The sequence below is a fragment of the Ancylobacter sp. 3268 genome (assembly GCF_031456575.1).
Taxonomy (GTDB): Bacteria; Pseudomonadota; Alphaproteobacteria; order Rhizobiales; family Xanthobacteraceae; genus Ancylobacter.
This window is the reverse complement of record NZ_JAVDUX010000016.1, coordinates 61,917-83,443: the sequence shown is the minus strand read 5'-3', so window position 1 is coordinate 83,443 and position 21,527 is coordinate 61,917. Positions and strand designations below refer to the sequence as shown.

The window sequence follows — 21,527 nt, the reverse complement described above, 5'->3', positions numbered from 1 at the left end:
TCGGCCCCCCTCCCCGCTCTTGCTTGTTGTCGATGCAGCATATCCCCGTTCGGCTGCTTCTAGGGATCGGGCAGCACCACGAGGCTGCGCGGGCCGGCGCCGACCGGCACCTGCGCCACCACGCGAGCCTGGGCGATGTCGATGATCGTCACCTTGTCCTCGGCCCAGGCCACCGCCGCGGCCCGCCCCTGCGGGAGCGCCACGATGCCCTCCGGATAGGCGCCGATCTTCGGGCGGGCCACGATGGCGTGGGTGGCGCCGTCGACGACAGCCAGCGTACCGCTTTGCTGATTGCTGACCAACACCTGCGAACGGTCGGTCGTGACCGCCACGCCATAAGGCATCAGGCCGATCTTGAAGCGGCTTGTCTCCTCCAGCCGGCCGGTGGCGATCACCGACAGATCGCCACTTTGGACGTTGGCGACATAGAGAGCGTCGCCCCCCGGCGCCAGCGCGAGCGCGAAGGGGGCCTTGCCGGTCGGCACCACGGCGAGGCGGGTCATTGTCGCAAGGTCGACGACGCTCACCTGATTGCTTTCGCGGTCCGCCACATAGGCGCGGCGGTCCGCCGCGTCGACCACCAGCCCGGCCGGCGCGCGGCCGATCGCGACGCGGCCGGTCTCGCGGCCGGTGGCGGCATCGATGCGGATCAGCGCATCCGCGCTCCAGTCGCTGACGAGCAGGGCGCGGCCGGCCTCGATGACCGCGATGCCGAAGGGCTCGCGCCCGGCGCGAAAGCTCGCTTCCACCCGGCGGCTCGCGAGATCGAGGCGCGAGATGAGTCCGAGATCGGGATGGGTGACATAGAGCATGCGCCCGTCCGGCGCGGCGGCAAGGCCGGCGGGCACGCGCGGCACCGGAATTTCCGCCACCGCCGCCGCCTTGTCGATATCGATCAGCGTCACCACGCCGGCCTGTTGCGAGACGACGGCGATCAATGGCTCGGCCGTGCTTGCCCCTGCCATGAGCGCGCCGGCGGCAAGACCGAGGGCAATGCACAACCGGCTCGCCATCGCCGCGGTGGCGATCACTGTCCGCTGGCCTGGCTCTTGAGGCCCTCCAGCCCCTGCCGGATGAAGTCTCCCATTACGGCGATGGCGGCGGCATCGTCGAGTCCCTCCGGCGGTTCGTTGGTGGTGTCGGCGCGATAGAAGCGCGCGTCCCAGACCACCTCGCTCCCACCGCCGGAAGGCTTCACCTCGATGGTGGCGGTGTAGAAGCTCACTGGAAACGCCTCGGCATTCTCCTTCACCAGGCGATAGGAGAGCCGGCGCGCCGCCGGATCGATCTCGTCCAGCCCCTCGGCGATCTCGCCCCTCTCCAGCGTGAGGACGCGCTCCGCGCCGGCGGCATCGCCCCCGGTCACGCTGACCTTCTTGACCAGCGGATTCCAGTCGCCGATTCCGCCGAAGCGCGCGAGCAGCGCCCACACCTTGTCCGGCGCGGCCGCGATCGTCACGCGCTCCTCGGCGCGCTGCGGCGTCGGGCCATGGGCGGCCAGCGGCGCAAGGCCCATGAGGACGAAGGCGAAGGCGAGCATCAGTCTCTCGATCATGTCGGTTTCCTTGGCATCAGGCGGGAAGTCGTTCCGGCCGGCGGCCAGCAAGCGCGCCAATGCCGAAAAGCGCGGTCAGGGCGAGAAGCGCGAGGGCAGCCGGAATGCCGGCCATATCGACGCGAACCTCGACGGGATGGGCGCGGGTATCGGCCTTTACCGCCTCGGGCAGCGCGGCGGGATCGCGCAATGCCGCGAAGCCAAGCCCGGTCTGTGCCGCGAGGCGACGCAGCCCTTCCTCCCGCATGGCGCTGAGGTGTTCGGTGCCGGTCGCCGGCTCGCCGCCCCAGGGGGCGTTTCGCGGGTTCCAGCCGGCACGTGAGGGCGCGTCGGCCGGCGGCGGGCCGCTGCGGTTCTCCTGCGGCACGTCCTGCTCGGCGTAGAAGCCGATCTCGCGCCCGTCCTCATTGTATTTCGGGATCGGCGAAGGCTCTGTCCCCCCGACGCCAACCAGCAGCCCGGCGACCTTTCCCGGCTCGCCCTCATAGGCGGGCAGTTCGCCGCCGGCCAGCGGCGGGGCTTCCTGTCCGTCGGTAAGGAACACCAGATCGGCGTAAAGGCTGTCGGCGATGGCGAGCGCCGAATGCACGCCGCGGGCGACATAGCTGTCGCCTTCCCAGGCCATGCGCCAGTCGATCATATCGATGGCGCCATCCATGGCGGCAAAATTCTCGCAGACCTCCGCCGGCTCGAACAGCAGGAAGCTGCGCCGCTCGGTGAAGATGGCAAGGCCAAGGCGCGACTGGCAGGGCAGATCCGCCAATAGCGCCCGCGCCGCCCGCTTCGCCGTGGCCAGGCGCGAGGCCGGCTCGCCGCCCTGCGTGTAGTCGCGCACATTCATGCTGCCGGTGACGTCGATCACCAGCAGCAGGTCGCGCGCCTGCCGGGTCAGCGTGAGGCGCGGCATGACCAGCGCGACCGCGAGCGAGAGGCCGGCGACGGCGAGCAGCCAGAACCGCCAGTCACGCAGGACATCGAGGCCCCCGCGGCTCATGGCAGCCCCCTCGGCACGCCAGGCAGATCGGTCCACAACCGTTTGGCTGCCTCCGGCGGTATTTCCTCCCCGGATGTCTCGATCTGCGGAAAATCGCGCACCAGCCGCATGGCAATGTCGAGATTGTATTTCGCGTCCCAGAAGCCGGGGTCGAGCGTGAGGGCGCGGCGATAGCCCTCCTTGGCGAGCCGGACCAGCGGTACGGCCGGGTCGATCTCGTTGCTTTCGAGATGAGCGAGGGCGACCCTCAGCCTCGCATTGGCAAGGTCGTAGAACGCCGCCGCCGCAAGCCGAGGGGTGGCGGAGGTGGCGATGCGGTTCATCAGAGGCTGGGCTTCATCGAACCGGTCGCGGGTGGTGAGGAACACCAGCCGGGCGAACAGCGGTTCGAGACGGGCATCGGAGGCTATGGGAATATCGTGCCCGGCGGCGAGAGCGGCGATATCGCCATTGGCCCGTCGGTCGAGGATTAGGCGCACGCCGAAAAATCCGGCGGCACACAGGCTGGCGACCAGCAGAAGGCTGGCGGCGACGAGGATGAAGTCGCCGCGGCGCGTAGCCCGCATCATGCCGCCCTCCGCAGGACAGGCTCCCGCCCGGTCGCGGCCGCTGCGGAAGCCGGTCGCACGAGGGAGCGCTCGGCGAGCTTGGCGAGCAGCAGCAAAGCCAGCGCCGCGGCGGCCACCGCGAAGGCCGGCCGTGCCAGGTCGCGCCGTGGCACCCGCTCGACATAGGTGATCGGCCGGGTTTCCTGCCGGTCGATCTCGGCAATGGCCTGCTCCACCGCCTGCGAACTGGTCGCCTCGAAGGCCCGGTAGGGCACGCCCAGACTCTGGAAGAACAGATGCAGATGCCGTTCCGGATTGGCCTGCGGCGTGTTCTCGCCAGGCGGCGGCGCCTCGAAGAGGCCTTTGGAACCACGCGAGCGCAGGAACAGCCAGTAGAGATGCACCGGCGTGCGCGCCACCGCGTCACGCAGTGTCTCCTGTACCCGGCGGTCGATGAGCGCGGCGCCGTCCGAAACCAGCAGGATCGCCCGCGACGCTTCATCCGTGTCGTCGGCAAAGGAAGACAGGGCCAACGCCAGCCCCCGCCCGACATCGGTGAAGGCGAGACCGGGCCGGTCGATCGCGGCGATGGCGGCCCGCACCACCTCGTGATGGTCGGTCAGCGGCAGTACCGGCATCGGCGAGGTGGAGAACGCCGCCACTCCGATGCGGTCGCGCGCGCGCCTGGCGACGAAATCGTCCAGCAGGCGCTTGGCAACCACGGATTTCGCCTCCTGGTCGCCGCTCGGCGCCCGATCGGCGAAGCTGTTGTCCATGCTGGACGAGCGGTCGAGCAGCAGGACGAGATGGGCGCCGGTGCCCTGTCGCGCGATCACCTGTTCGCGCCTGTGCAGCCCGGCAAGGCCGAGCACGATGGCCGCAATGGCGAGCGCGCCGGCAAGGCGCAGGCCGAGGCTCACCGCGCGGGACACGCCATCCGCCGGCGCAAGGCCGATCGTCGGGATGCCGCGCCGGACGAAGGCCGACGCGATGAAAGGCAGGATGGCGAGCAGCAGCAGCGCGAGCAGCAGGGGATGATCGAAGCCCCAATCCGCCGTCATCCGCCGCCACATCCCGGAGGCTCCGCTCATCGTCCGCCCCGCTCGACGGCCTTCAGCCGCCCCGCGAGGGCAAGGAGTTCGGCCGGCGGCAATTCCCGCGTCGCCGCCACGAGGTCGTCGCCGAAGAACAGGCGGCGCGACGCGGCGAACAGGCGGCGTATCTCGGTCTCGGCGAGCACGAAGCCCGGATGCGCGGAAAAGAAGCCGGGCAGATCCTCGGCGAACACACCTTTCCCGGCCGTCGCGTCGAAGGCGCGGTGCAAGCTGAGAAGCGCCTGGCGATAGGCGGGCGATGATGGAGGCGCCTTTGATGAGGCAAGCGCGGCCCGCACCGCCCGCGCGGCCTGGGCGAAGGGACGGCCCCGGCGCCGCGCGAACGGTCCCCAACCGGCCTGCCAGGCGAGGACGACCAGCGCGGCGAGCCCGCACCCCAGCGCGACCAGCAGGCTGCGCAGGGTGCCGGAGACGGGGATCGGCCGTGGCGGTGCGTCGGGACGCAGCGCCATGGTGGCGCCTTGCCCGGTGGAGACGATCTCGCGCAGGGGCGAGGTGAGGAAGGACCACCGCGGAACGGCGAACTCCAGCCGCCGCGTGCCGTCGGTGGCAACGAGCTGCAGCGGGGGTATGTCGAGCCGCTTCGGCTCCAGCGGCGCGTAGAAGGTCTGGTAGGTGAGATCGAGCGTGTAGCGTTGCGCGTCGCCGCTTGTTCCGCGATCCGTCAGCCGGACATCGACCAGCTCCAGCCAGTAGTTGAGCGGGCGCGCGCGGGGCAGCGAGGCCGGATCGAGCCGGAATGGCGCGTCGAGAACGATGTCGGCCGAAAGTACGAGGGTGTCGCCGATCACGTGGCCGAACGGACGCGGCGCATAGAGCTCCACCGAACGCAGCTGCGCGCCGGCCGGTACCGAGACGACGACAAGCGCGGCCATCGACAATATCCGGACAAGCCATCGGGCGGCGGCGTGCATTCAGCCCTCCCTGAGCCGCTCGGCCAGCGCGTCGACATCCAGCGCTCCCCGCAGCTCGAAAGGACGCAGGCCCCGTTCCGCAAAGATGCGCTGCAACGCCTGCCGGCGTTCGCGCGCCTGCCGTCGCCAGCGCGCGCGCAAGGCTGGCCGCATGACGACGAGGCGCGCCACGCCGGTTTCGAGGTCGGCAAGTTCGACCAATCCCCAGCTCGGCAGCGCGTCTTCAGGCGCGTCGGCACCGACGAGGACGGGCACCACGTCATGCCGCCACAAGGCGTCGAGCAGTCGCTCGATCTCCGCCATCGGCATCAGGAAATCGGAGAGAAGGAAGACGAAGGCGCGACGCTGCGGCAGCCGTCCGGCCGCCTCGATCAGCCCGGTCGCCGTCATCCCCGAGGGACGGGCACCGGCGAGCCGCCGGCGCACCTCCGTCTCGATGCCGCGCCGCCGGGCAAAGGGCAGGCTCGCCTCCTCGCGCACCTGTCCATCGCACCCGAACAGCGCGAAGCTGTCACCCGACCGCGCGGCCGAAAGCGCCAGGAGCGCGCAGAGATCGGCGACTCCGCCCGCCACGGCATCGCTGAACCGCATCGAGCCCGACAGATCTACCAGAGCCGCCACCGGCACCGCCCGCCGCGGGGCGAACTGGCGCACATGAAGCGCGCCATGGGGATCGCATAGCGACGCCCGCAGATCGAGCCGGCGCGGATCGGGATGGCGCAGCAGCGGCACGTGGCGACGGAACTCGCCCTCGGCGCCCTCGCCATGTCCGGGATGGGCGCCGGGCAGCACGCCCTGCGGGCGCCAGCGCAGCCGGTAAGGCAGCGGCTGGAGCGCCGTTTCGTGCGCCGCGCCGGTCATGGCGCCGGCACCCGCGCGAAGAGGCCGGCGATGAGTTCGCCGACCAGCTTCTCGCGGCGCATCTCATAGACCGGATCGACGAAGATGCGGTGCGCCATCACCTCGGGAAACACGGCGCGCACATCCTCGGGCACGATCACGTCGCGGCCCTCGAGCCAGGCCCGCACGCGCGCGGCGCGCACGAGATAGCTGAGGCCGCGCGGGCTGGCACCGCCCTGGACCAGCCGCTGCATATCCGCGCCCTCGACCGTCACGCCATGGCTCTGTGGGTCGCACAGGGCGTCCCAAAGGGTGAGGACATAGGCTTCCAGGGTCGGGCTGGCGTGGATGCTGATCTGGATCATCCGCGCAACCGTCTCCAGCGCCTGCGGCTCCAGCACGCCGGGCTCCACACCCATCAGTAGCGAATCCACATTGTGGAAGCGCGGATCGAAGACGAGGCTGCGCCGGGCCTCCTCCCCGGCCGGCGCCGCCACCTGCACTTCCATGAGGAAGCGGTCGCGCGCCGCGGCCGGAAGCTCGAAGGTCTCCTCGCGCTCCACCCGGTTGCGATCGGCGAAGACCTGGACATGGGGAAAATGATGGTCGCGATTGAAGGCCGAAACCGAGCGTTCCGCCATCAGCCGCAGCAGCAGCGAATGCACCTGCGGCCGGGCGCGGTTGATCTCGTTGAAGAAGAACACCGAAAGCCCCTCGCCCTGCCTCAGCAGGGGGCCGGGGTCGATGCGCGGCTTGCCGTCCTCATCGAGATGGGCGTGGTAGATCAGGTCGGCAGGCATCAGGTCAATGGTGCCCTCGATCCGTTCGAAGGCGCCCCCGATCGCCCGCGCCAGCGCGCGGAGGATCGTCGTCTTGCCGACGCCGACGTCGCCTTCCAGCAGCACATGGCCGCGCGCGAAGGTGGCGATGGTCAGCAGGCGGATGACGCGCGCCTGCCCCAGCACGGCCTTGCCGATCTCCGCCTCGAAGCGCAGGGCGCGGTCGCGCCAGTCCGACAGGATGGAATCGGTCTCGCGGGCGAGACGCATGCGGAAAGTCCTCCACCTTGCGGCGACATGGCCGGCGGTCGGGCCACGCACCGATCCGCGGCCGCGATCGGCCGACGAAGAGGACACGACCGGCGCCCGCGATGATCGCGCGACGCCGGCCGTGCCAGTTGCCCACAACCGACAAGTGCCGGAGGAACGCGGACGGAAAGGAGATAGGCTTCCGACCACACGTGGGTTCGTGAAGGTTCTTCGCTCGGCCGAGCTATCAGTTTGCAGCGGGAATCTTGCTCACGTCGTAGACGAACTTCCCGGTCTTCTGGAAATACTCGACGCGCTGGGCATTGCGCGCCTCCATGCCTTTGATGGATTCCGCCTGCTTGTTGACTTCCTTGGGGTCGTGCTTGGGATCGTATTTCGATCCCGCGACCTTTTCGGGATAGCCGGGCTTGGGTTCCCAGCAATTGCCGGGCGCCTTGCAGTTGGTGCCGTCATAGGCGGCCGCCCCGACCACCATGGCGAGGCCGAGCGCGCCGGCGCCGGCGAGGAGGGCAATGGTCTTCACGCTGTGGTCGATGATGGTCATGCTCGGTCTCCTTGTCGGTTTCCACGGGTGCTTCTTGCCGCCGGCTTCAGCCGGCCGGCCCGCCGCACTTCGGAGGCATCACGTCGGACGGCTCGATGTGCTTGGCGTTGGCGTCGAAAGACTTGAATGCGCTGCGCTGCTCGCTGGTCAGCCAGGTCGCGCCTTTCGGATCGTCCTTGTAGAGATGCCGGACCCAGGCCATGACGAGCAGCATCTCGTTCATGTTCAGTGCGCCATACATCGGGCCCATCTGGCCCTGCGCCCCGCCGAAGATCGTCTCGAACAGGCCCTGGTCGGTCTCGTTCTTCGGATAGGTCCAGTAGCTGTCGTTCAGTCCCGGCCCGATCTTGCCCTCGGCGTAATGGCCATGGCAGCCTGAGCACATGGACAGGTACAATTCATGGGCCTTGGGCAGGCAGACCGGGTCCTCGTTGTAGATATTCGTACCGGACTCCAGGAATTTCAGCACGGCCGGGGTGTCGCGTCCCTCCTCCGGTGCCTCGGAGAGTTCGAGTGGCTGGCCGGTTACCGTGTTGGTGAGCATGATCGCCGCGCGCGTGCCGAACGCGAGGGCACCGAGCGTCACGAGCACGGCTACCGTCCTGATGAGAACTGTCTTTTTCATCGAACCTCTTCGCAGAAGCGTTTCGCGTCATGGGATCGCCGCCGCACCGGCCGCGCGGCGACGACCGCCGGTGCCTTTCGCGGACCGCGTCAGGTGTTCGGATCGAGAAGGGGGATGCCTTCGGTAATCAGGATCTGCTCGATCTGCGGCTTGGCTTTCTCGAGTGCGGCGTCGATTTCGGCGAGCAAGGCCGGATCGTTCTTCCGCACCCCGATCGACTGGTCGTAGTGCATGGGTATCGGCTTGTCGTTCGGCCGGTCGATCCCGGTGCTGATCACCGTCATGCGCAGCGGCGTCGTGGACGCCTTCACATAGCGCGCGACCTCGGGAGCGAAGGCGATGGCGACATCCGCCTCGCCGGTGGCCACTTCGGTGGCCAGCCGGTCGCCTGGCACCTGCGTCCACTGGTTGCGGCGCGAGACGAAATTGACCAGCGAATACATGTAGGCGGCATTGTCCTCGAACCGGCCGATCCGCTTCAGCATGGTCTCGGCCGGCGAATAGAAACGGACGGCAAAGCGGGTCTGGTCCTTGATCTGCTGGTCCTGCCAATCGCTGGTGGTGATGTTGCGATCCGCCTTGGTCACCAGCACGTAGCCGGTCCGGTAATAAGGCTTGGAGGTCAGCACGCGCGCGTCGCCGGCATCGACGCCCATCACGACGTCGCAGGTGTTCTTGTCGAGCTGGTCGCGCACCAGATAGATGCCCGGCTTGTCGTTGCGCACGAACACCGGCTTGCGGCCCATCGTCTGCGCCAGCACCACGGCGATGCGGTCCTCGAAGCCGGTCGACTCCTTGTTGGAGAACGGGGCCTCGACATTGGAGGCGCAGATGCGCAACTCGTTCGGATTCGCGCCGGCCGCTTTTTCGGCGTCTACCGTGGCGGCGCCGGCGGCGGTGGTGAGAACGGCAGCCAGGCCCGCCGAAAGGGCGAGACGGCTGGCCGAGGCGAGCTTCGACAACGTGAATGTCGACATGGTGGTTCCTCCGTGCGGACGGACGGGGTTCGGGACGATCATCGGGAAGGTCGGCCGCCCGGGTGCGGCGAGCGCGGCGGGCGGCCGATGCGGCGTCAATTGCTGGCGCGGATGATCTCGGTGGAGTATTCGCCCACCTTCGGGTCGTCATAGGGGCCCTTGCCGTCGAGCGAGAACACCATCACGCCGCCACCCATCTGGGTATAGTGCTGGAGCTGCTTGAAGGCGCCCACCGAGCCGAGGCCGGCGGTCGGGTCGTTGAGGTCGAAGACGAGGCCCACCCCCGGCCAGCCGCCGACGCCATAGTAGATGGCGACGTACTGGGTCCCGTTGTGGGTGTAGGTCATCGGATGGCCGATCACACCGGAGGGCAGCTTGAACTTCCACAGCAGTTCGCCGGTGTCGCTGTCGCGCGCCTTGATGAAGCCGTCCAGCGTTCCGTAGAACACCACGCCGCCGGCGGTGGCGAGCGTGCCGCCCCAGGCGGCGAAGCGCTCCATCACTTCCCATTTGTACTTGTTGTTGATGGCGTCATAGGCCTTCACCTGGCCGAGGCCTTCATATTTCTGCCGGTCGCCCTTGGGGCCGGGATACATGTTCAGCGTCGCGCCGACGAAGAACTGCCCCGCCCGGTAGGGCAGCATGAAGGGCTCCCAATCCATGCAGATGTGGTTGATGCCCATGAAGAACGACTTGCGCTCGGGGTCGTAGCTGTCGTGGCCCTGGTTGTGGTAGCCCATCGCCGAGGGACAGATGTCGCGCCCGACATGGTCCATGCGGGTGGCATATTCCGGGTCGCGCTGCGGCAGGCCGGTCTTGAGGTCGACCTGCTTCACCCAGTTGACGGTATCGTCGATCTTGTCGGCCGAGATCAGATCGCCATTGGTGCGGTCAAGCGTATAGACGATGCCGTTGCGGTCCGGGTGGGTGAGCAGCTTGCGCATCTTGCCGGATTTGTCCTGCTGCTCGGAGAGCATCATGACGTTGACGCCGGCATAGTCCCATTCGTCGTGCGGGGTCTTCTGGTAGCCGAACTTGGCCATGCCGGTCTCGGCATCGCGGCCCCAGATCGTCATCGTCCACTTGTTGTCGCCCGGACGCATGGTCTCGTTCCACGGCGCCGGGTTGCCCGAGCCGTAATAGAACAGGTTGCTGTCGGGATCATAGGCGTACCAGCCCCAGTTGGTGCCGCCGCCGATCTTCCAGGCCTCGCCTTCCCAGGTGGCCTGGCCGAGGCCCTTCTGGCCGTAATGCGGATTGGCGCTGTTGAAGTCGTCGGCGAGGCGCACGTCGCCGTCCGGGCCGGTGGCGTAGGCGCGCCACTTCTGCGCGCCGGTGGCGATGTCGTAGGCGGTGACATAGCCGCGCACGCCGAGCTCCGCGCCCGAGGAGCCGATCAGCACCGTGTCCTTCACCACATAGGGCGCGATGGTGAGCGTGGAGCCGACCTTGATGTCGGAATTCTCCAGCTTCCAGTATTCCTCGCCGGTATCGGCCTTGAGCGCGACGACATTGCCGTCGAGCTGGGTCTTGATGATGAGCGGACCGACATTCGCATTGCCCGGCCAATAGGCGAGGCCGCGGTTGACCACGTCGCAGCAGGCCACCGCGCGGGCGGTGGGGTTCTGCTTCGGCTTGTGCTGCCACAGGATCTTGCCGGGCTCGTCGAGCGAAACCGCGAAGGTGGTGTTGGGGAACGGAGCGTGGATGTACATCACGCCGTTGACCACCAGCGGGGTGCCTTCGTGCCCGCTCAGCACGCCGGTGGAGAACGACCAGGCGGCCTTGAGCTGCTTGACGTTCTCCTTGGTGACCTGGTTCGCCTCGCTGTAATTGTTGGCGTTGTAGTTCTTGCCGGTCATCGGCCAGTTGTCGGTGCTCTTCGACAGCTCCACGAGCTTGTCATTCGCAACCGCCGGCGCCAGGGCGGCGAGGCTGACCGTAGCCGCCATCGCGACGGCGACGGTCAGCGCTGACACGGAAGAGTGCAGTCGGCTCATTGATCTTCCCTCACGTTTCCATTCCCAGATCGTCCTGCATCCGCTCCGGCTCGAGCCGGCAGCGCCGCGAACTCTTGCTTTCTTTGTTGGCCTTCGCGCTCGCAGCATTCTGCTCTAGATTGGCGCGATATACGTGTTATTTCTTATAAATCTCTGATTATTCAGATCGCTATGTACCGATTATTCTCTTTGCGCTTTGCAATTGTCTTTAGGTAATTTGGAAAAATTGATCGGGAACTAGTTCCCGAACTATCGGAAAATGCGCCACGCCGGCGTCGAAGCTTTGCCGATGCCTCTGGAAAACGGCTTGTTTTCATGATGTTGTAGGGAAAGCAGAGTCCCCGCCCAAGCCGGAGCCGGCGGCAAACAGGAGCATGGAGGTCGGAGATCCAGTAGAAAACGACGAGATGTCACACGTCACAACGCAATGATAAGAAAGTAATAATAGGCATGGGAAACGGCCTGTCTTCCTTCTCCCGCACTGTCGGCAGTGCCGGCATTGCCCTTACCCTCGCGGCTTGCCCGGGCGAACAGCCGTCCGAGCCGCGCGAGCGCGTCGCCGCCTCGCCCGTCAGCGTGGTGGCGGGCAAGCAGTGGCTGCAGCCATCGGATGCGACCGAGCCCGATATCTGGCTGGCCAGCCGCGCGGCAGGCCACGACCTCGCGGCCGGCGACCCGGCGGCGGCGCATTGGCGGGCCGTCCTTGCCGATGCCGACGAGCGTTTCGGCGAGAACGCCCGGATGATCGCCAACCGGGCGGTGCAGCTCGAAACCATGCTGCGCGAAATCGACATCGAGGAAACGGTACCGGACATCCTCGCCGATTTCGCCCCCTTTGCGGAGAAGGGCTCGCGCAGCGGCTTCAGCGATCTGTGCCAGCACTATTACAATCTGCGCTCGCAGGGATTGACGCGGGAGGCGGCGCTTGCCGTTCTGCGGCAGCAGGCGCCGCCGTCGCGCGCACCCGCCGAGGCCGGGGCAACGGACATCCGTCCATGACCGCCTTCGCCAGCGGTTCCGCGGCCGGTGCGGTCGACTACAGTTTCTGGGGGCGGCGCTCGCTGCGCTGGCAGGTGATGGCGGCCGTGATCGTCATCAATCTGTGCGCGGCGCTGGTCGCCTTCGTGGTCGTCATCCTCAACGCACAGAGAGCGACCCGGCTCGAAATGCTTTCTTCGGTCGCCATTGCCGAGCGCCTGGTGCAGGAGACCGCCGAGCGTCTCGCCAAAACGGTCGGCGCCTCGGTTTCGCTCACCCAGCTGCCCCTGCACATCACCGGGCTGCGGCATGTGCGCATCCATATCGAGGACCTGACCGGCAAGATCATCGCCGAGGCACCCTCTGCGAGCGATGCTGGCGACGAGGACGAGACCGATGAAGTGCCTGGCTGGTTTGCCGATCTCGTCACCGTCGATCGCGCCGAGACGGCGATCCCGGTCGTCGAGAATGGGCGACCCATAGGCGTCGTGCGGATCAGCGGCGAGGCTTCGGACGAGATCGCCGAGGTCTGGTCGGACATGTCCGATCTCGCTCTGCTGGCCGCGGTGGTGAACCTCACCATACTGGCCGCGCTCTACCTTGTGCTCGGCCGGCTGCTGCAACCGCTCCACACGCTGTCGGCCGGGCTGCACGAACTGGAGGAAGGTCGTTTCGATCACCGCCTGCCGCTACCGAGGGTGCGCGAGCTGGCGCGGATCGTCGAGCGCTTCAATGCGCTCGGGGCCGCGCTCCGGATGGCGCGCCAGGACAATCTGCGGCTGAACGAGCGCCTGGTGCGGGTGCAGGACGACGAGCGGCGGCAGATCGCGGCGGATCTGCATGACGAACTCGGCCCGTGCCTGTTCGGCCTCCGGGCCAATCTCGAATCGATTGGCCGGGTTCTGGCGCGGCTCGAATCGGAGCCCGCCCACCGGATCGGCGAGCGCGTCGCCACCATGAGCGAGATCCTGGACCGGGTTCAGCAAGGCAACCGCAGCCTGCTGCGCCGAATCCGGCCAATGGCGCTCGGCCATGTCCCGCTTGCCGCCGTCATCGCCGAACTGCTCGCCGATTTCGAGCGGCACTCCCCGGACCGGCAGTTCCGCCTTTCGCTGGAGAATGTGGCGGAGCACTATGGCGACAGCATCGAGATCACCGTCTATCGCTGCGTGCAGGAAGCGGTGACCAATGCGCTGCGCCATGGGCAGGCCGGCCGGATCGCCGTCTCGCTGCGCGAGGAGATGGCCGGCGATCGCCTGCGCCTCGCCGTCGAGGATGACGGCGTCGGCCTGCAACCGGACAGCACGCCGGGTTTCGGGTTGATCGGCATCGAGGAGCGGATCGGTGCGCTGGGAGGCGGCTGGCATCTGGCACCGGTCGCGCCGCGCGGCATGCGCATAGAAATCACCCTGCCGATCCGCCCGGATGACGCAGCAACAGTCTCCAGCGAGAGGGCAAAGACGATATGACCAGCGTTCTGGTGATCGATGATCATCCCATCGTGCTTCAGGGCTGCCGCTGCCTGCTGGAGGATTGGGGCGTCGAGCGGGTGCTGGAAGCCAACTCGGTTCTGTCGGGCTACCGGCTGTTCCGCCGCGAGAAGCCCGACATGGTCATTGTCGATCTCGCCTTGCAGGGCAGCGGCCTGAGCGGCCTGCTTCTGGTCCGCCGTCTGAGGGCGCAGGATGGCCGCCTTCCGATACTGGTGCTGTCCATGCATGGCGATCCGGTCATCGCCAGCCGAGCTCTCGAAGCCGGCGCGGATGGCTATGTGCAGAAGGACACCTCCTCCGGCACGCTGTTCGAGGCGTTCGAGCGGGTGCGGCGCGGCCAGCCCTATATCGGCCACGAGCTCGCCATGCAGGTTGCGCTGCTGGGCGCCCGCAAGGATACGCCGCTGGGCGATGTCACCCAGCGGGAATTGCAGATGCTGGCGTTGCTCGCGGACGGGCGCGACTATACGCAGATCGCCGACGAGCTCGGCCTCAGCTACAAGACAGTGGCCAATACCTGCTCGCAGCTCAAGGCGAAGCTGGGCGCGACGTCCCTGCCGGAACTCGTGCGCCGCGCCATTCAATATGTCTCCACCTCGCCGGGCACGGGCGCCCGCCTGGGTCGTGGGGGATGAGGAGAAGCCGTTGCCCCGTCGCCCTTTCGATGCCGCCGCCTAGCTCCCCAGCACACGCCTCAGCGATTTCTCGATCTCGCCGCCGCAATACGCCTGCCCATACTGCTCGAACGATCTCGCCCGCAGCGCGGCAAGCGAAGGGGTCGCCTGCATGCGCCGGGTCAGGGCAGCCGTCCGTGGAGCGGTTGCCTCAAGCATTGTCTGGAGGGAGGGAAACCGGTCCCCCATCGTCGACCACAAGGTGCTCGTGACGATGTCGGCCACGCCGGCCTCCCTCGTGCCGAGCAGGTAGCCGCCATCGTCCACCACCCCATGGCGGGCCGCCGCCGCCTCCCAGATCGCCATCCATTTCCCGAGCCTGGGCAGGAACTGCTCCCACCGGGCCTCGGTCCACATCTGGCGGCCGCCATCCAGCGTCACTTCGTCGATGACGTCATTCGCATCATTGACCACCTTGGCCGTCATCGCCCTGAGCCCGGGGTCGTCGGCGATGAGGCCGAGCCTGTCGCCGAGATAGAGGGCGATCGAGGGCATCTGCGAGAGCGCCAGGTGGGATTGGGTGTCGATCAGCACCGGCGGACCCATGAAGCCTATTGGCTGATCGGCGGGTTCGAGGTTCATCAACCGCTCGATCTCGCCGGCGTCGTGCTCCTGCCAGTCCTTTCCGGCATAGGCCAGCAGGGCGCGGATGAACTGCCCGCGAAATGGCACCGGCCAGTAGAAGAGTTCATAGTCCGCCACGGCAGCCGCTCCTTATCCGATCCGACCGGCGCGCCGACCGGCACGATCATCGAAAACGCCGGGAGCGGCCGCTGGTTTCAAGCCCGCGCAGCTCAGCGATGGAGCCAATGGGAAAATCCGGCGTCATCGGCAAGGTGAATCCACCGGCGTCGGGCTGACTGGTCACCCGTTCGGTCCGCCGCGTAGGTTGACGCGTTGGGCAATTTACCCCACCGCCGGGCACCATGAGTCGCCCGCGCGCCGGCCTTGCCGAGGCGGCTCGCCCGGCGCGCAACCCGGCCGGCTGGCAGCCTGTTGATGTGCGTCAGCCGCTCATACAGCTCCCGCGACATCGCCCCCCGTTTCAGTTTGCCGCTCGGGGACCGGCCCGAGCGCCGCAGGCTCAGGCCCGTTCCAACTCGCGTTCCCATACAGGGAACGGATCCGCCAATTGCCTGAACGGCGCCGGATCGAAAATGGTCGGCTTCAGCGGGCCGACGAGGCAATCGTCAAGCGCGGCGCGGATCGCTGCCTCTTCCATGTTCACGCCGATGAAGACCAGTTCCTGCCGACGGTCGCCATAACCGGGCGTCCAGTGCGAGCGCAGCCAGCTCCGCCAGTCCGGTTGCGTCGGCCAGTGCTCGTGCGGGATCGCGGCCCACCATCTGCCGATCGAGCCAGTGCGGCAAATGGCACCGGCGAGCGACATCTCCCCCACCCGGCCCGGGCGCGTCGCCAGCCAGAACAACCCCTTCGCCCGCACCAGCCCCGGCCAGCTATGCGCAAGGAAGGCATCGAATTTTTCCGGGTGGAATGGCCGACGCGCCCGGTAGACGAAGCTCGTCACCCCATATTCCTCGGTCTCCGGCGTATGGTCGCGAAAGCCGTTGAGCTCCTTGAACCACAGCGGGTGCTCATGCGCCGCCTCAAAATCGAAGCGGCCGGTGCCGAGAATGTCCTTGATCGGCACATTGGCATGGTCAGTCTCGATGATCCGCGCATCCGGGTTGAGCGCCTTCACCACCGCGCGCACGTCGGCACGTCGGGCCGGCGCGACGTCCGAGACCTTGTTGAGCACGATGACATCAGCGAACTCGATCTGGTCGGTGAGGAGATCGACCAGAGTGCGCTCGTCCTCCTGGCCGGCGGTTTCGCCGCGGTCGCGCAGAAAATCGCGGCTACCGAAGTCCTTCAGGAGGTTGGCGGCATCCACCACCGTCACCATGGTGTCGAGCCGGGCAATGTCGGAGAGCGAGAAACCTTCCTCGTCGCGGAACTCGAAGGTGGCAGCGACCGGCAGCGGCTCGGCAATGCCGGTGGATTCGATCAGCAGATAGTCGAAGCGCCCCTCGCCGGCCAGCCGCCGCACCTCGGCGAGCAGATCGTCGCGCAGCGTGCAGCAGATGCAGCCCTTGGTCATCTCCACCAGCTTCTCCTCCGTCTGCGACAGGTTGGCCCCGCCCGAGCGCACCAGCTCGGCATCTATGTTCACCTCCGACATGTCGTTGACGATGACGGCAACGCGCAGCCCTTCCCGGTTGGCCAGCACGTGATTGAGCAGGGTGGTCTTGCCCGCGCCGAGAAAGCCGGACAACACCGTAACCGGAAGACGTAAATCGGACATATGCACGCTCTATTTGCATATTGATATATTATATCATTTGCATAGAGCGGCAGGACCGATCAAGCCCCCTGGACGGCTCGCCTGAAAGAAAACCATATATTGCTGCCCCGACATCAGAGACGACCAAATGTGGGCGTATGATTCATCGAAATGAGAGTGGGTGGGCTAAGAGGCAAGCCGGTGTGAGCCCAGAGGCGCCCACCGCAACTGAAGCGGCGAGCCTTTGTCCATGCTGCGTCACTGAGGTGATCGACCTCGGAATGGTCGCCGGCGCCATGTCCCCTATCGCGAGAAGCGGGCGTGCGGATTGACCGTCGGGTGGAAGCCCATCGGCCCTCCCCGCCTATTCCTGTGCGGCATCGAGCGTGAGGGACCCTCTTGCCTCCAGGCGAACGCGGCCCCGGCCGATTCGAACGAGCTGGATCGGCGCCTGCTTTTCCTCGAGCCGGCGGCGCAGTAGCAGCAGCCGGGTTTCGAGATTGTCCTTGATCTCGGGCATCCGGCCGCCCACGGCCAGCCGCATCTCCCGATTGGTGAATACCTCGCGCCCATCCTTCAGGTGCCATTGCAGCATCAGGCGAAGCAGCGCGCCGGCAACGCCTTTCACGATATAGGTGCCGTCGACGAAGACACTGTCGTCGATGCGGTGATGTACCACGCGAATCTCCCGGCCGCCGGAAGCGAGCCGAGGAGCCGGCGCAGTCTGTTCAGGCCGGGCCGCCGCCGCGGCCTGTTCGCTGCCCCGCAGGGCGCTGGCGGCCTGCGCCGCCAGGATCTCGAGGGCGGCCTCGTCCTCCGCGCGGAAAGCCAAGCGCTCCGTGCTCTCGATGAAGAGCACCCCGGTCACGACGCCGCGTGCGACCATGCCAATGGCGATCTGGCTCATCGCCATTGGCAATTGCGGGAAGGTGACGACGCGCGTGGCGTCTTCCGATGTTTCTCCCTCCATGCCGATCGCCTCGCCGAAGCGTCGCACCCGGCTCATGTCATTGACCTTGATCGTCTGCCCGCTCGCCGCCGCCGCGCCGATCAGCCCCTCGCCACAGGCGATTTCCGATCCCAGTCCCGAGCGTTCATAGCCGATGCTGCCGGTGGTGATCAGGCGGCCGCGATCGCCGTCGCGGATCAGCACGAGCGCGTTTCGATATCCGAGCACACGCCGGACGGCGGAGAGCAGGCAATCGATGATATCGTCCGCCTCCGCCTGCCGCTCGATCGCCCGTATCGCCTCGGAAAGCGCCGGCAGGCTGATGGGATCGCGGCCCGGGGCCGGCGCGATCTCCACCGGGCTCGGTACCTTCTCGATCCGGTGCACCCGGAAAATATCGGCGCTCCGCAGTCGCATCACCTCCGACATGCCCACCTGCGCGCTGCTCGCCTTGAGCTGGAGGGCGATCTTGTCGAACAGAGGGCCGGTGTCGACCGAACGCACGAACTCGATGTCGAACAGGAACTGGTCGCCGTTGAAGCCGTCGACGAGAATCAGCGTGACCTGGGTATTGGCGCGTATGTTCGCCGCGGTCTTGGCGAAGAACTGGTTGGAGAGCGCGACATGGTCGTCGTCGACCCGTACCACATGCGAGAGGTAGGAGATGTTGGGCGTCCCATCGGCCGAAGCGGTGGCGATGATCGAGGGAATGACGCCTTCGAAACAGGCAGACAGGTCGGCAAGCCGAAGCCTCATTGCAATCTCGCGCCGGCCAGCATGCCGGCGAGCGGGCCGGGCGTCTGGATGTAGATTTCGCTGACCGTGATCCGGGTGACCCGCGCGTCGCGGGGGGTCAGCCATGACCCGATGATGCCCCGGGGCACGCCGAGGGATTCGAGTTCATCCGTCGCCGCCTTTATGAAGCGCGCCGCGCGATCGAGGGCAGGCGCGCCCGTGTCCTGCAAGGTGGCGGCCCCCTTCAACTGGAAGCTGACATAATCGGAAGGGCTGACGAAGGTAGCGGCAACCCGCCCGGTCTGCCGGATATCGGCCTCAAGGCGCGGCCACTGCCAGGCGGAGAAGATGACGTCGATCGTCTCCCTGTCCTCCAATACGTCAAAGCCGACGCCCCGCCCCGCAGATGGACGCCCGACCGCATCGGCCCCGGCGATGATGCACATCAATGGCCGCCTGAAAAACTCCAGAAGCTTGTCGTCGAGCCGCATCGCCGCCCCCACCGCCCATATGAGGCTGCTTAGCAAACTTTTAGGATGTCCGGCATGTCTTGCACATTCATTTAGGAACGCCCGCGTTCCCGGCGCGCTATAGAGACGCCGCACCGGCCGGACGGTGTGGACAGCAAATAAAGCCAAATATTCACGGCGGCACCTCACCCAGTCGTGCCGCCTCTCACAACGTCGCCATGTCCGGCGGCACGTCATTTTGCAGCACAGCATCGAGAATTCAACAACGGTCCACAAAAGGAGGCCGAAGGATGACGCACGCACCCGCAAACGAAAACGAAATGCCCCTCACCGCGGACCAGATCGAGTCCTATCTTGCAAGGATCGGCATGGAGCGGCCGGAGTCTCTCGACATATACAGCCTTTCAAGGCTTCACCGCGCCCACCTGATGACCTTCACCTGGGAAGCGCTGGATGCCTTCATGGGGTGGCCGTCCTCCATCACCCCGGCATCCGCCTTCGCCAAGATGGTGGAAGGTCGGCGCGGCGGCTGGTGCTACGAAATGAACGGTCTCTTCGGAGCCGCGCTCGCGGCGCTCGGCTTCCGGGTAACCCGTCTCTGCGGCGGCGTCGATCGGGAGAAGCTTGGCGACCTTGCTATCGGCAACCATCTGACGCTGCGCGTCGATCTCGACCGCGCCTATCTTGCCGAGGTCGGCATCGCGGATGCCATCGTCGAGCCGGTGCCTCTTGCCGCCGGGCCGATCCGCCAGCGCGGCTTCGATTTTTCGATCATTCCGGTGGAAGGCGGCTGGCTGCGCTTCGTCAACCATGTCCGCGGTATCGCGAAAAGCGTCGATTTCCATCCCGACTACAGCGACGAGACCACCATGACGGCAACGCATGGCTGGCTGATGCAGGATCCCGGCTCGCCGTTCACCCAGGCGCTCGCCATCTTCCGGCATACGACGGACGGCTATGTCGCGCTGCGGAACGACTGCCTGCGCCGCGTGACGGCGAACAGCTTGAGCGAGCAGCGCATCACCAGCACCGACCATCTTGCAGACACCCTTGAGACGGTTTTCAAACTCGACGTGCCCCAGCCTCGCCAGGTCTGGGACAGGCTCCAGATCATAAGCCGCGACCAGGCCGCCTGAACCGGCAGCCAATCCCCCCGCGCATCCACGGCGCGCATGGAGCCCCCTGCCCCGCATGGCGCATCGCCACTGCCGCCGGCGATCCGTCGTCCGGCGGCAGATGACACGGGTGAAAGGCGCCGTGATACGGCAACGTCTGCGCATGACCACGGCAACCGCATCGAGCAGTTCGCCAGGGCGGATGCACGGTCGTTCCTCGTTCCGGATCATATCGATGCGGAACATTCCCTTGCTCTTCCGCCCTGGAGAGGACAAGCGCCGCATAGTGACTGCAGTCCTCATTGCCGGCGCAGGGATCCGGCCGTAGGGGGTGACGGCACACCGCCGGAGCGCGCAACATGGTCGACCCCTTAGCCTTCCTGTCCGTGCGCGCCCTGGCGGAGGGATACCGCGCCGGGCGGTTCACGCCTAACGACGTTTGCCGGTGTGCCATGGATCAGCTGCGCGGCTGGGAACCTCGGCTCAATGCCTTCATCGACCCGATGACCGATGAGATGATGCGTCAGGCGGACGAGGCCACTCGCCAGCTCGCTCGCGGCGAGGACAAGGGGCCGCTGCACGGCATTCCCGTCGCCATCAAGGACATCATCGACGTCGCAGGATTCGCGACGAGCTATGCGACCAAGGCCCTCACGCCGCGTCTTGCTGCACGGGACGCCGATTGTGTGCGCCGCCTGCGGCGGGCGGGCGCGATCCTGTTCGGCAAGACCAACCTGCTGGAATTCGCCTACGGCATCGCCCACCCCGCCTTCGGCCAGACAAACAACCCGTGCGATCCCTCGCGTACCGCGGGTGGGTCCAGCGGCGGATCGGCCGCGGCCGTGGCGGCGGGCATCGTGCCGCTGGCGCTCGGAACCGACACTGGCGGCTCGGTCCGCGCTCCGGCCGCCTATTGCGGGGTGGTGGGGCTGAAGCCGAGCTATGGCCTCCTATCCCTGGACGGCGTCTACCCGCTCTCGCCGAGCCTCGACCACCTCGGCATACTCGGCCGCAACGTGCAGGACGTGGCTCTTGCGGTCGCGGCACTGGCGCCGGCGCTTTCCGAGAGCACGGAGCCGGCGCGCCCGTGTCTCGGCATGGCGCGCCACCAATGGGAACATCCGGCGATGCAGCCCGAGGTGCGCATCAGCATGGAAGCGGCGGCGCGGCGCCTGCGCGAGGCCGGGGTCGAGATCATAGAAATCGATCTTCCCGCACCGGAGGCGATGGCGACGGCGCTTCTCGACATCCTGCTACCGGAAGCGGCGCTGGTGCATGCAGAGACGTTCCGGCAGGCGGAAGCTGGTTATGCGCCCGGCACCGCCGCGCAGATCCGCGCCGGGATGAGCCTGCCCGCCCTGCGTTATCTCGCGGCGAAGGCGCAGCAGGAGCGGTGGACGGCGGAACTGAACGGCATCTTCGCCGCCGTCGATGCCGTCATCGCCCCGACCGTACCGTTCGTCGCTCCGGATACCGACCCGGCACTGAGCGCCGAAGGCGACGACGAGATACTCACCCTCACCCATGCCAACCTCACCGGGGCGCCGAGCGTCTCTGTTCCCTGCCGGCGCGAGGGCGGTCTCCCGGTCGGACTGCAGTTCACCGGGCCGCGCGGCGGCGACGCGGCGCTGCTTTCGCTGGTGCGCCGGCTGGAGCCGCTGCTTTAGC

At 67.0% G+C, this 21,527-nt stretch carries 21 protein-coding genes; 5 read left to right on the top strand and 16 right to left on the bottom strand.

Going from position 1 to position 21,527, the window contains the following annotated elements; translation table 11 throughout:
- Positions 1-59: 59 nt before the first annotated feature.
- The 12 genes from J2X65_RS20820 to J2X65_RS20765 form a co-directional block, all read right to left on the bottom strand.
- Positions 60-1,031, bottom strand: a complete 972-nt coding sequence (locus J2X65_RS20820; protein ID WP_310205170.1) for a YncE family protein — start codon at positions 1,029-1,031, stop codon at positions 60-62.
- Positions 1,028-1,555, bottom strand: coding sequence for an SRPBCC family protein (locus J2X65_RS20815; protein WP_310205167.1), 528 nt, complete (start codon positions 1,553-1,555; stop codon positions 1,028-1,030). Before J2X65_RS20815 ends, J2X65_RS20820 begins: the two co-directional genes overlap by 4 nt.
- 16 nt (positions 1,556-1,571) lie before the next feature.
- On the bottom strand, positions 1,572-2,549 hold the full coding sequence (locus tag J2X65_RS20810; RefSeq protein ID WP_310205164.1) for a VWA domain-containing protein: 978 nt from the start codon (positions 2,547-2,549) through the stop codon (positions 1,572-1,574).
- Positions 2,546-3,118, bottom strand: coding sequence for a hypothetical protein (locus J2X65_RS20805; RefSeq protein WP_310205161.1), 573 nt, complete (start codon positions 3,116-3,118; stop codon positions 2,546-2,548). Before J2X65_RS20805 ends, J2X65_RS20810 begins: the two co-directional genes overlap by 4 nt.
- Positions 3,115-4,188 carry a vWA domain-containing protein gene (locus J2X65_RS20800; protein ID WP_310205158.1) on the bottom strand — a complete coding sequence of 358 codons (1,074 nt, stop codon included), beginning with the start codon at positions 4,186-4,188 and terminating at the stop codon, positions 3,115-3,117. The genes J2X65_RS20805 and J2X65_RS20800 overlap by 4 nt, the downstream gene beginning before the upstream one ends.
- Positions 4,185-5,087 carry a nonribosomal peptide synthetase MxaA gene (locus J2X65_RS20795; protein WP_310205155.1) on the bottom strand — a complete coding sequence of 301 codons (903 nt, stop codon included), beginning with the start codon at positions 5,085-5,087 and terminating at the stop codon, positions 4,185-4,187. The genes J2X65_RS20800 and J2X65_RS20795 overlap by 4 nt, the downstream gene beginning before the upstream one ends.
- A 39-nt stretch (positions 5,088-5,126) precedes the next feature.
- Positions 5,127-5,987 (bottom strand): hypothetical protein, encoded by an 861-nt coding sequence (locus J2X65_RS20790; RefSeq protein ID WP_310205152.1) that lies wholly within the window; start codon positions 5,985-5,987, stop codon positions 5,127-5,129.
- Positions 5,984-7,015 carry a MoxR family ATPase gene (locus tag J2X65_RS20785; RefSeq protein ID WP_310205148.1) on the bottom strand — a complete coding sequence of 344 codons (1,032 nt, stop codon included), beginning with the start codon at positions 7,013-7,015 and terminating at the stop codon, positions 5,984-5,986. The genes J2X65_RS20790 and J2X65_RS20785 overlap by 4 nt, the downstream gene beginning before the upstream one ends.
- 226 nt (positions 7,016-7,241) lie before the next feature.
- The gene (locus tag J2X65_RS20780; protein ID WP_404977768.1) at positions 7,242-7,559 is read right to left on the bottom strand and encodes a methanol dehydrogenase [cytochrome c] subunit; all 318 of its coding nucleotides are present in this window, start codon (positions 7,557-7,559) and stop codon (positions 7,242-7,244) included.
- Between the two features lie 46 nt (positions 7,560-7,605).
- Positions 7,606-8,184: a cytochrome c(L), periplasmic gene (gene moxG / locus J2X65_RS20775; protein WP_310205145.1), complete on the bottom strand. Its 579-nt coding sequence runs from the start codon at positions 8,182-8,184 to the stop codon at positions 7,606-7,608.
- 89 nt (positions 8,185-8,273) lie between these two features.
- A complete protein-coding gene (gene moxJ, locus J2X65_RS20770) occupies positions 8,274-9,161 on the bottom strand; it encodes a methanol oxidation system protein MoxJ (protein ID WP_310205142.1) in 888 nt (295 codons plus the stop codon).
- Positions 9,162-9,256: 95 nt separating this feature from the next.
- Positions 9,257-11,161 carry a methanol/ethanol family PQQ-dependent dehydrogenase gene (locus J2X65_RS20765; RefSeq protein ID WP_310205139.1) on the bottom strand — a complete coding sequence of 635 codons (1,905 nt, stop codon included), beginning with the start codon at positions 11,159-11,161 and terminating at the stop codon, positions 9,257-9,259.
- A 450-nt stretch (positions 11,162-11,611) separates the two neighbouring features.
- Here J2X65_RS20765 and J2X65_RS20760 point away from each other — a divergent pair, with 450 nt between their 5' ends.
- The 3 genes from J2X65_RS20760 to J2X65_RS20750 are packed head-to-tail and all read left to right on the top strand — an operon-like array spanning position 11,612 to position 14,267.
- A complete protein-coding gene (locus J2X65_RS20760; protein WP_310205137.1) occupies positions 11,612-12,160 on the top strand; it encodes a hypothetical protein in 549 nt (182 codons plus the stop codon).
- Positions 12,157-13,608, top strand: coding sequence for an ATP-binding protein (locus J2X65_RS20755; RefSeq protein ID WP_310205132.1), 1,452 nt, complete (start codon positions 12,157-12,159; stop codon positions 13,606-13,608). The genes J2X65_RS20760 and J2X65_RS20755 overlap by 4 nt, the downstream gene beginning before the upstream one ends.
- Positions 13,605-14,267: a response regulator transcription factor gene (locus J2X65_RS20750; protein ID WP_310205129.1), complete on the top strand. Its 663-nt coding sequence runs from the start codon at positions 13,605-13,607 to the stop codon at positions 14,265-14,267. The genes J2X65_RS20755 and J2X65_RS20750 overlap by 4 nt, the downstream gene beginning before the upstream one ends.
- 39 nt (positions 14,268-14,306) lie before the next feature.
- Here J2X65_RS20750 and J2X65_RS20745 read toward each other — a convergent pair whose 3' ends face one another.
- The 4 genes from J2X65_RS20745 to J2X65_RS20730 all read right to left on the bottom strand — a co-directional run bounded on the left by J2X65_RS20745 (position 14,307) and on the right by J2X65_RS20730 (position 18,765).
- Positions 14,307-15,008 carry a glutathione S-transferase gene (locus tag J2X65_RS20745; protein ID WP_310205127.1) on the bottom strand — a complete coding sequence of 234 codons (702 nt, stop codon included), beginning with the start codon at positions 15,006-15,008 and terminating at the stop codon, positions 14,307-14,309.
- Positions 15,009-15,390: 382 nt separating this feature from the next.
- Positions 15,391-16,611, bottom strand: a complete 1,221-nt coding sequence (zigA, locus tag J2X65_RS20740; RefSeq protein WP_310205124.1) for a zinc metallochaperone GTPase ZigA — start codon at positions 16,609-16,611, stop codon at positions 15,391-15,393.
- Positions 16,612-16,954: 343 nt separating this feature from the next.
- Positions 16,955-18,295, bottom strand: coding sequence for a GAF domain-containing protein (locus J2X65_RS20735; protein ID WP_310205121.1), 1,341 nt, complete (start codon positions 18,293-18,295; stop codon positions 16,955-16,957).
- Positions 18,292-18,765, bottom strand: coding sequence for a pyridoxamine 5'-phosphate oxidase family protein (locus tag J2X65_RS20730; protein WP_310205118.1), 474 nt, complete (start codon positions 18,763-18,765; stop codon positions 18,292-18,294). The genes J2X65_RS20735 and J2X65_RS20730 overlap by 4 nt, the downstream gene beginning before the upstream one ends.
- Before the next feature lie 269 nt (positions 18,766-19,034).
- On the opposite strand from J2X65_RS20730, the gene J2X65_RS20725 reads away from it, so the two are divergent.
- Together J2X65_RS20725 and J2X65_RS20720 are read left to right on the top strand one after the other, a co-directional pair.
- On the top strand, positions 19,035-19,880 hold the full coding sequence (locus tag J2X65_RS20725; protein WP_310205345.1) for an arylamine N-acetyltransferase: 846 nt from the start codon (positions 19,035-19,037) through the stop codon (positions 19,878-19,880).
- A gap of 338 nt (positions 19,881-20,218) precedes the next feature.
- Entirely contained in the window at positions 20,219-21,526 is a 1,308-nt protein-coding gene (locus J2X65_RS20720; RefSeq protein WP_310205115.1) for an amidase, read from the top strand.
- Position 21,527: the final 1 nt, after the last annotated feature.

Excerpts from the sequence above, each read along its gene's own strand:
- J2X65_RS20750 (WP_310205129.1), top strand. The coding sequence starts at position 13,605 with ATGACCAGCGTTCTGGTGATCGATGATCATCCCATCGTGCTTCAGGGC.
- J2X65_RS20795 (WP_310205155.1), bottom strand. The coding sequence starts at position 5,087 with ATGGCCGCGCTTGTCGTCGTCTCGGTACCGGCCGGCGCGCAGCTGCGT.
- moxJ (WP_310205142.1), bottom strand. The coding sequence starts at position 9,161 with ATGTCGACATTCACGTTGTCGAAGCTCGCCTCGGCCAGCCGTCTCGCC.
- J2X65_RS20765 (WP_310205139.1), bottom strand. The coding sequence starts at position 11,161 with ATGAGCCGACTGCACTCTTCCGTGTCAGCGCTGACCGTCGCCGTCGCG.
- J2X65_RS20790 (WP_310205152.1), bottom strand. The coding sequence starts at position 5,987 with ATGACCGGCGCGGCGCACGAAACGGCGCTCCAGCCGCTGCCTTACCGG.
- J2X65_RS20730 (WP_310205118.1), bottom strand. The coding sequence starts at position 18,765 with ATGCGGCTCGACGACAAGCTTCTGGAGTTTTTCAGGCGGCCATTGATG.
- J2X65_RS20735 (WP_310205121.1), bottom strand. The coding sequence starts at position 18,295 with ATGAGGCTTCGGCTTGCCGACCTGTCTGCCTGTTTCGAAGGCGTCATT.
- J2X65_RS20760 (WP_310205137.1), top strand. The coding sequence starts at position 11,612 with ATGGGAAACGGCCTGTCTTCCTTCTCCCGCACTGTCGGCAGTGCCGGC.
- J2X65_RS20810 (WP_310205164.1), bottom strand. The coding sequence starts at position 2,549 with ATGAGCCGCGGGGGCCTCGATGTCCTGCGTGACTGGCGGTTCTGGCTG.
- J2X65_RS20800 (WP_310205158.1), bottom strand. The coding sequence starts at position 4,188 with ATGAGCGGAGCCTCCGGGATGTGGCGGCGGATGACGGCGGATTGGGGC.
- J2X65_RS20755 (WP_310205132.1), top strand. The coding sequence starts at position 12,157 with ATGACCGCCTTCGCCAGCGGTTCCGCGGCCGGTGCGGTCGACTACAGT.
- J2X65_RS20815 (WP_310205167.1), bottom strand. The coding sequence starts at position 1,555 with ATGATCGAGAGACTGATGCTCGCCTTCGCCTTCGTCCTCATGGGCCTT.
- J2X65_RS20805 (WP_310205161.1), bottom strand. The coding sequence starts at position 3,118 with ATGATGCGGGCTACGCGCCGCGGCGACTTCATCCTCGTCGCCGCCAGC.
- J2X65_RS20725 (WP_310205345.1), top strand. The coding sequence starts at position 19,035 with ATGACGCACGCACCCGCAAACGAAAACGAAATGCCCCTCACCGCGGAC.
- J2X65_RS20785 (WP_310205148.1), bottom strand. The coding sequence starts at position 7,015 with ATGCGTCTCGCCCGCGAGACCGATTCCATCCTGTCGGACTGGCGCGAC.
- J2X65_RS20720 (WP_310205115.1), top strand. The coding sequence starts at position 20,219 with ATGGTCGACCCCTTAGCCTTCCTGTCCGTGCGCGCCCTGGCGGAGGGA.
- moxG (WP_310205145.1), bottom strand. The coding sequence starts at position 8,184 with ATGAAAAAGACAGTTCTCATCAGGACGGTAGCCGTGCTCGTGACGCTC.
- zigA (WP_310205124.1), bottom strand. The coding sequence starts at position 16,611 with ATGTCCGATTTACGTCTTCCGGTTACGGTGTTGTCCGGCTTTCTCGGC.
- J2X65_RS20780 (WP_404977768.1), bottom strand. The coding sequence starts at position 7,559 with ATGACCATCATCGACCACAGCGTGAAGACCATTGCCCTCCTCGCCGGC.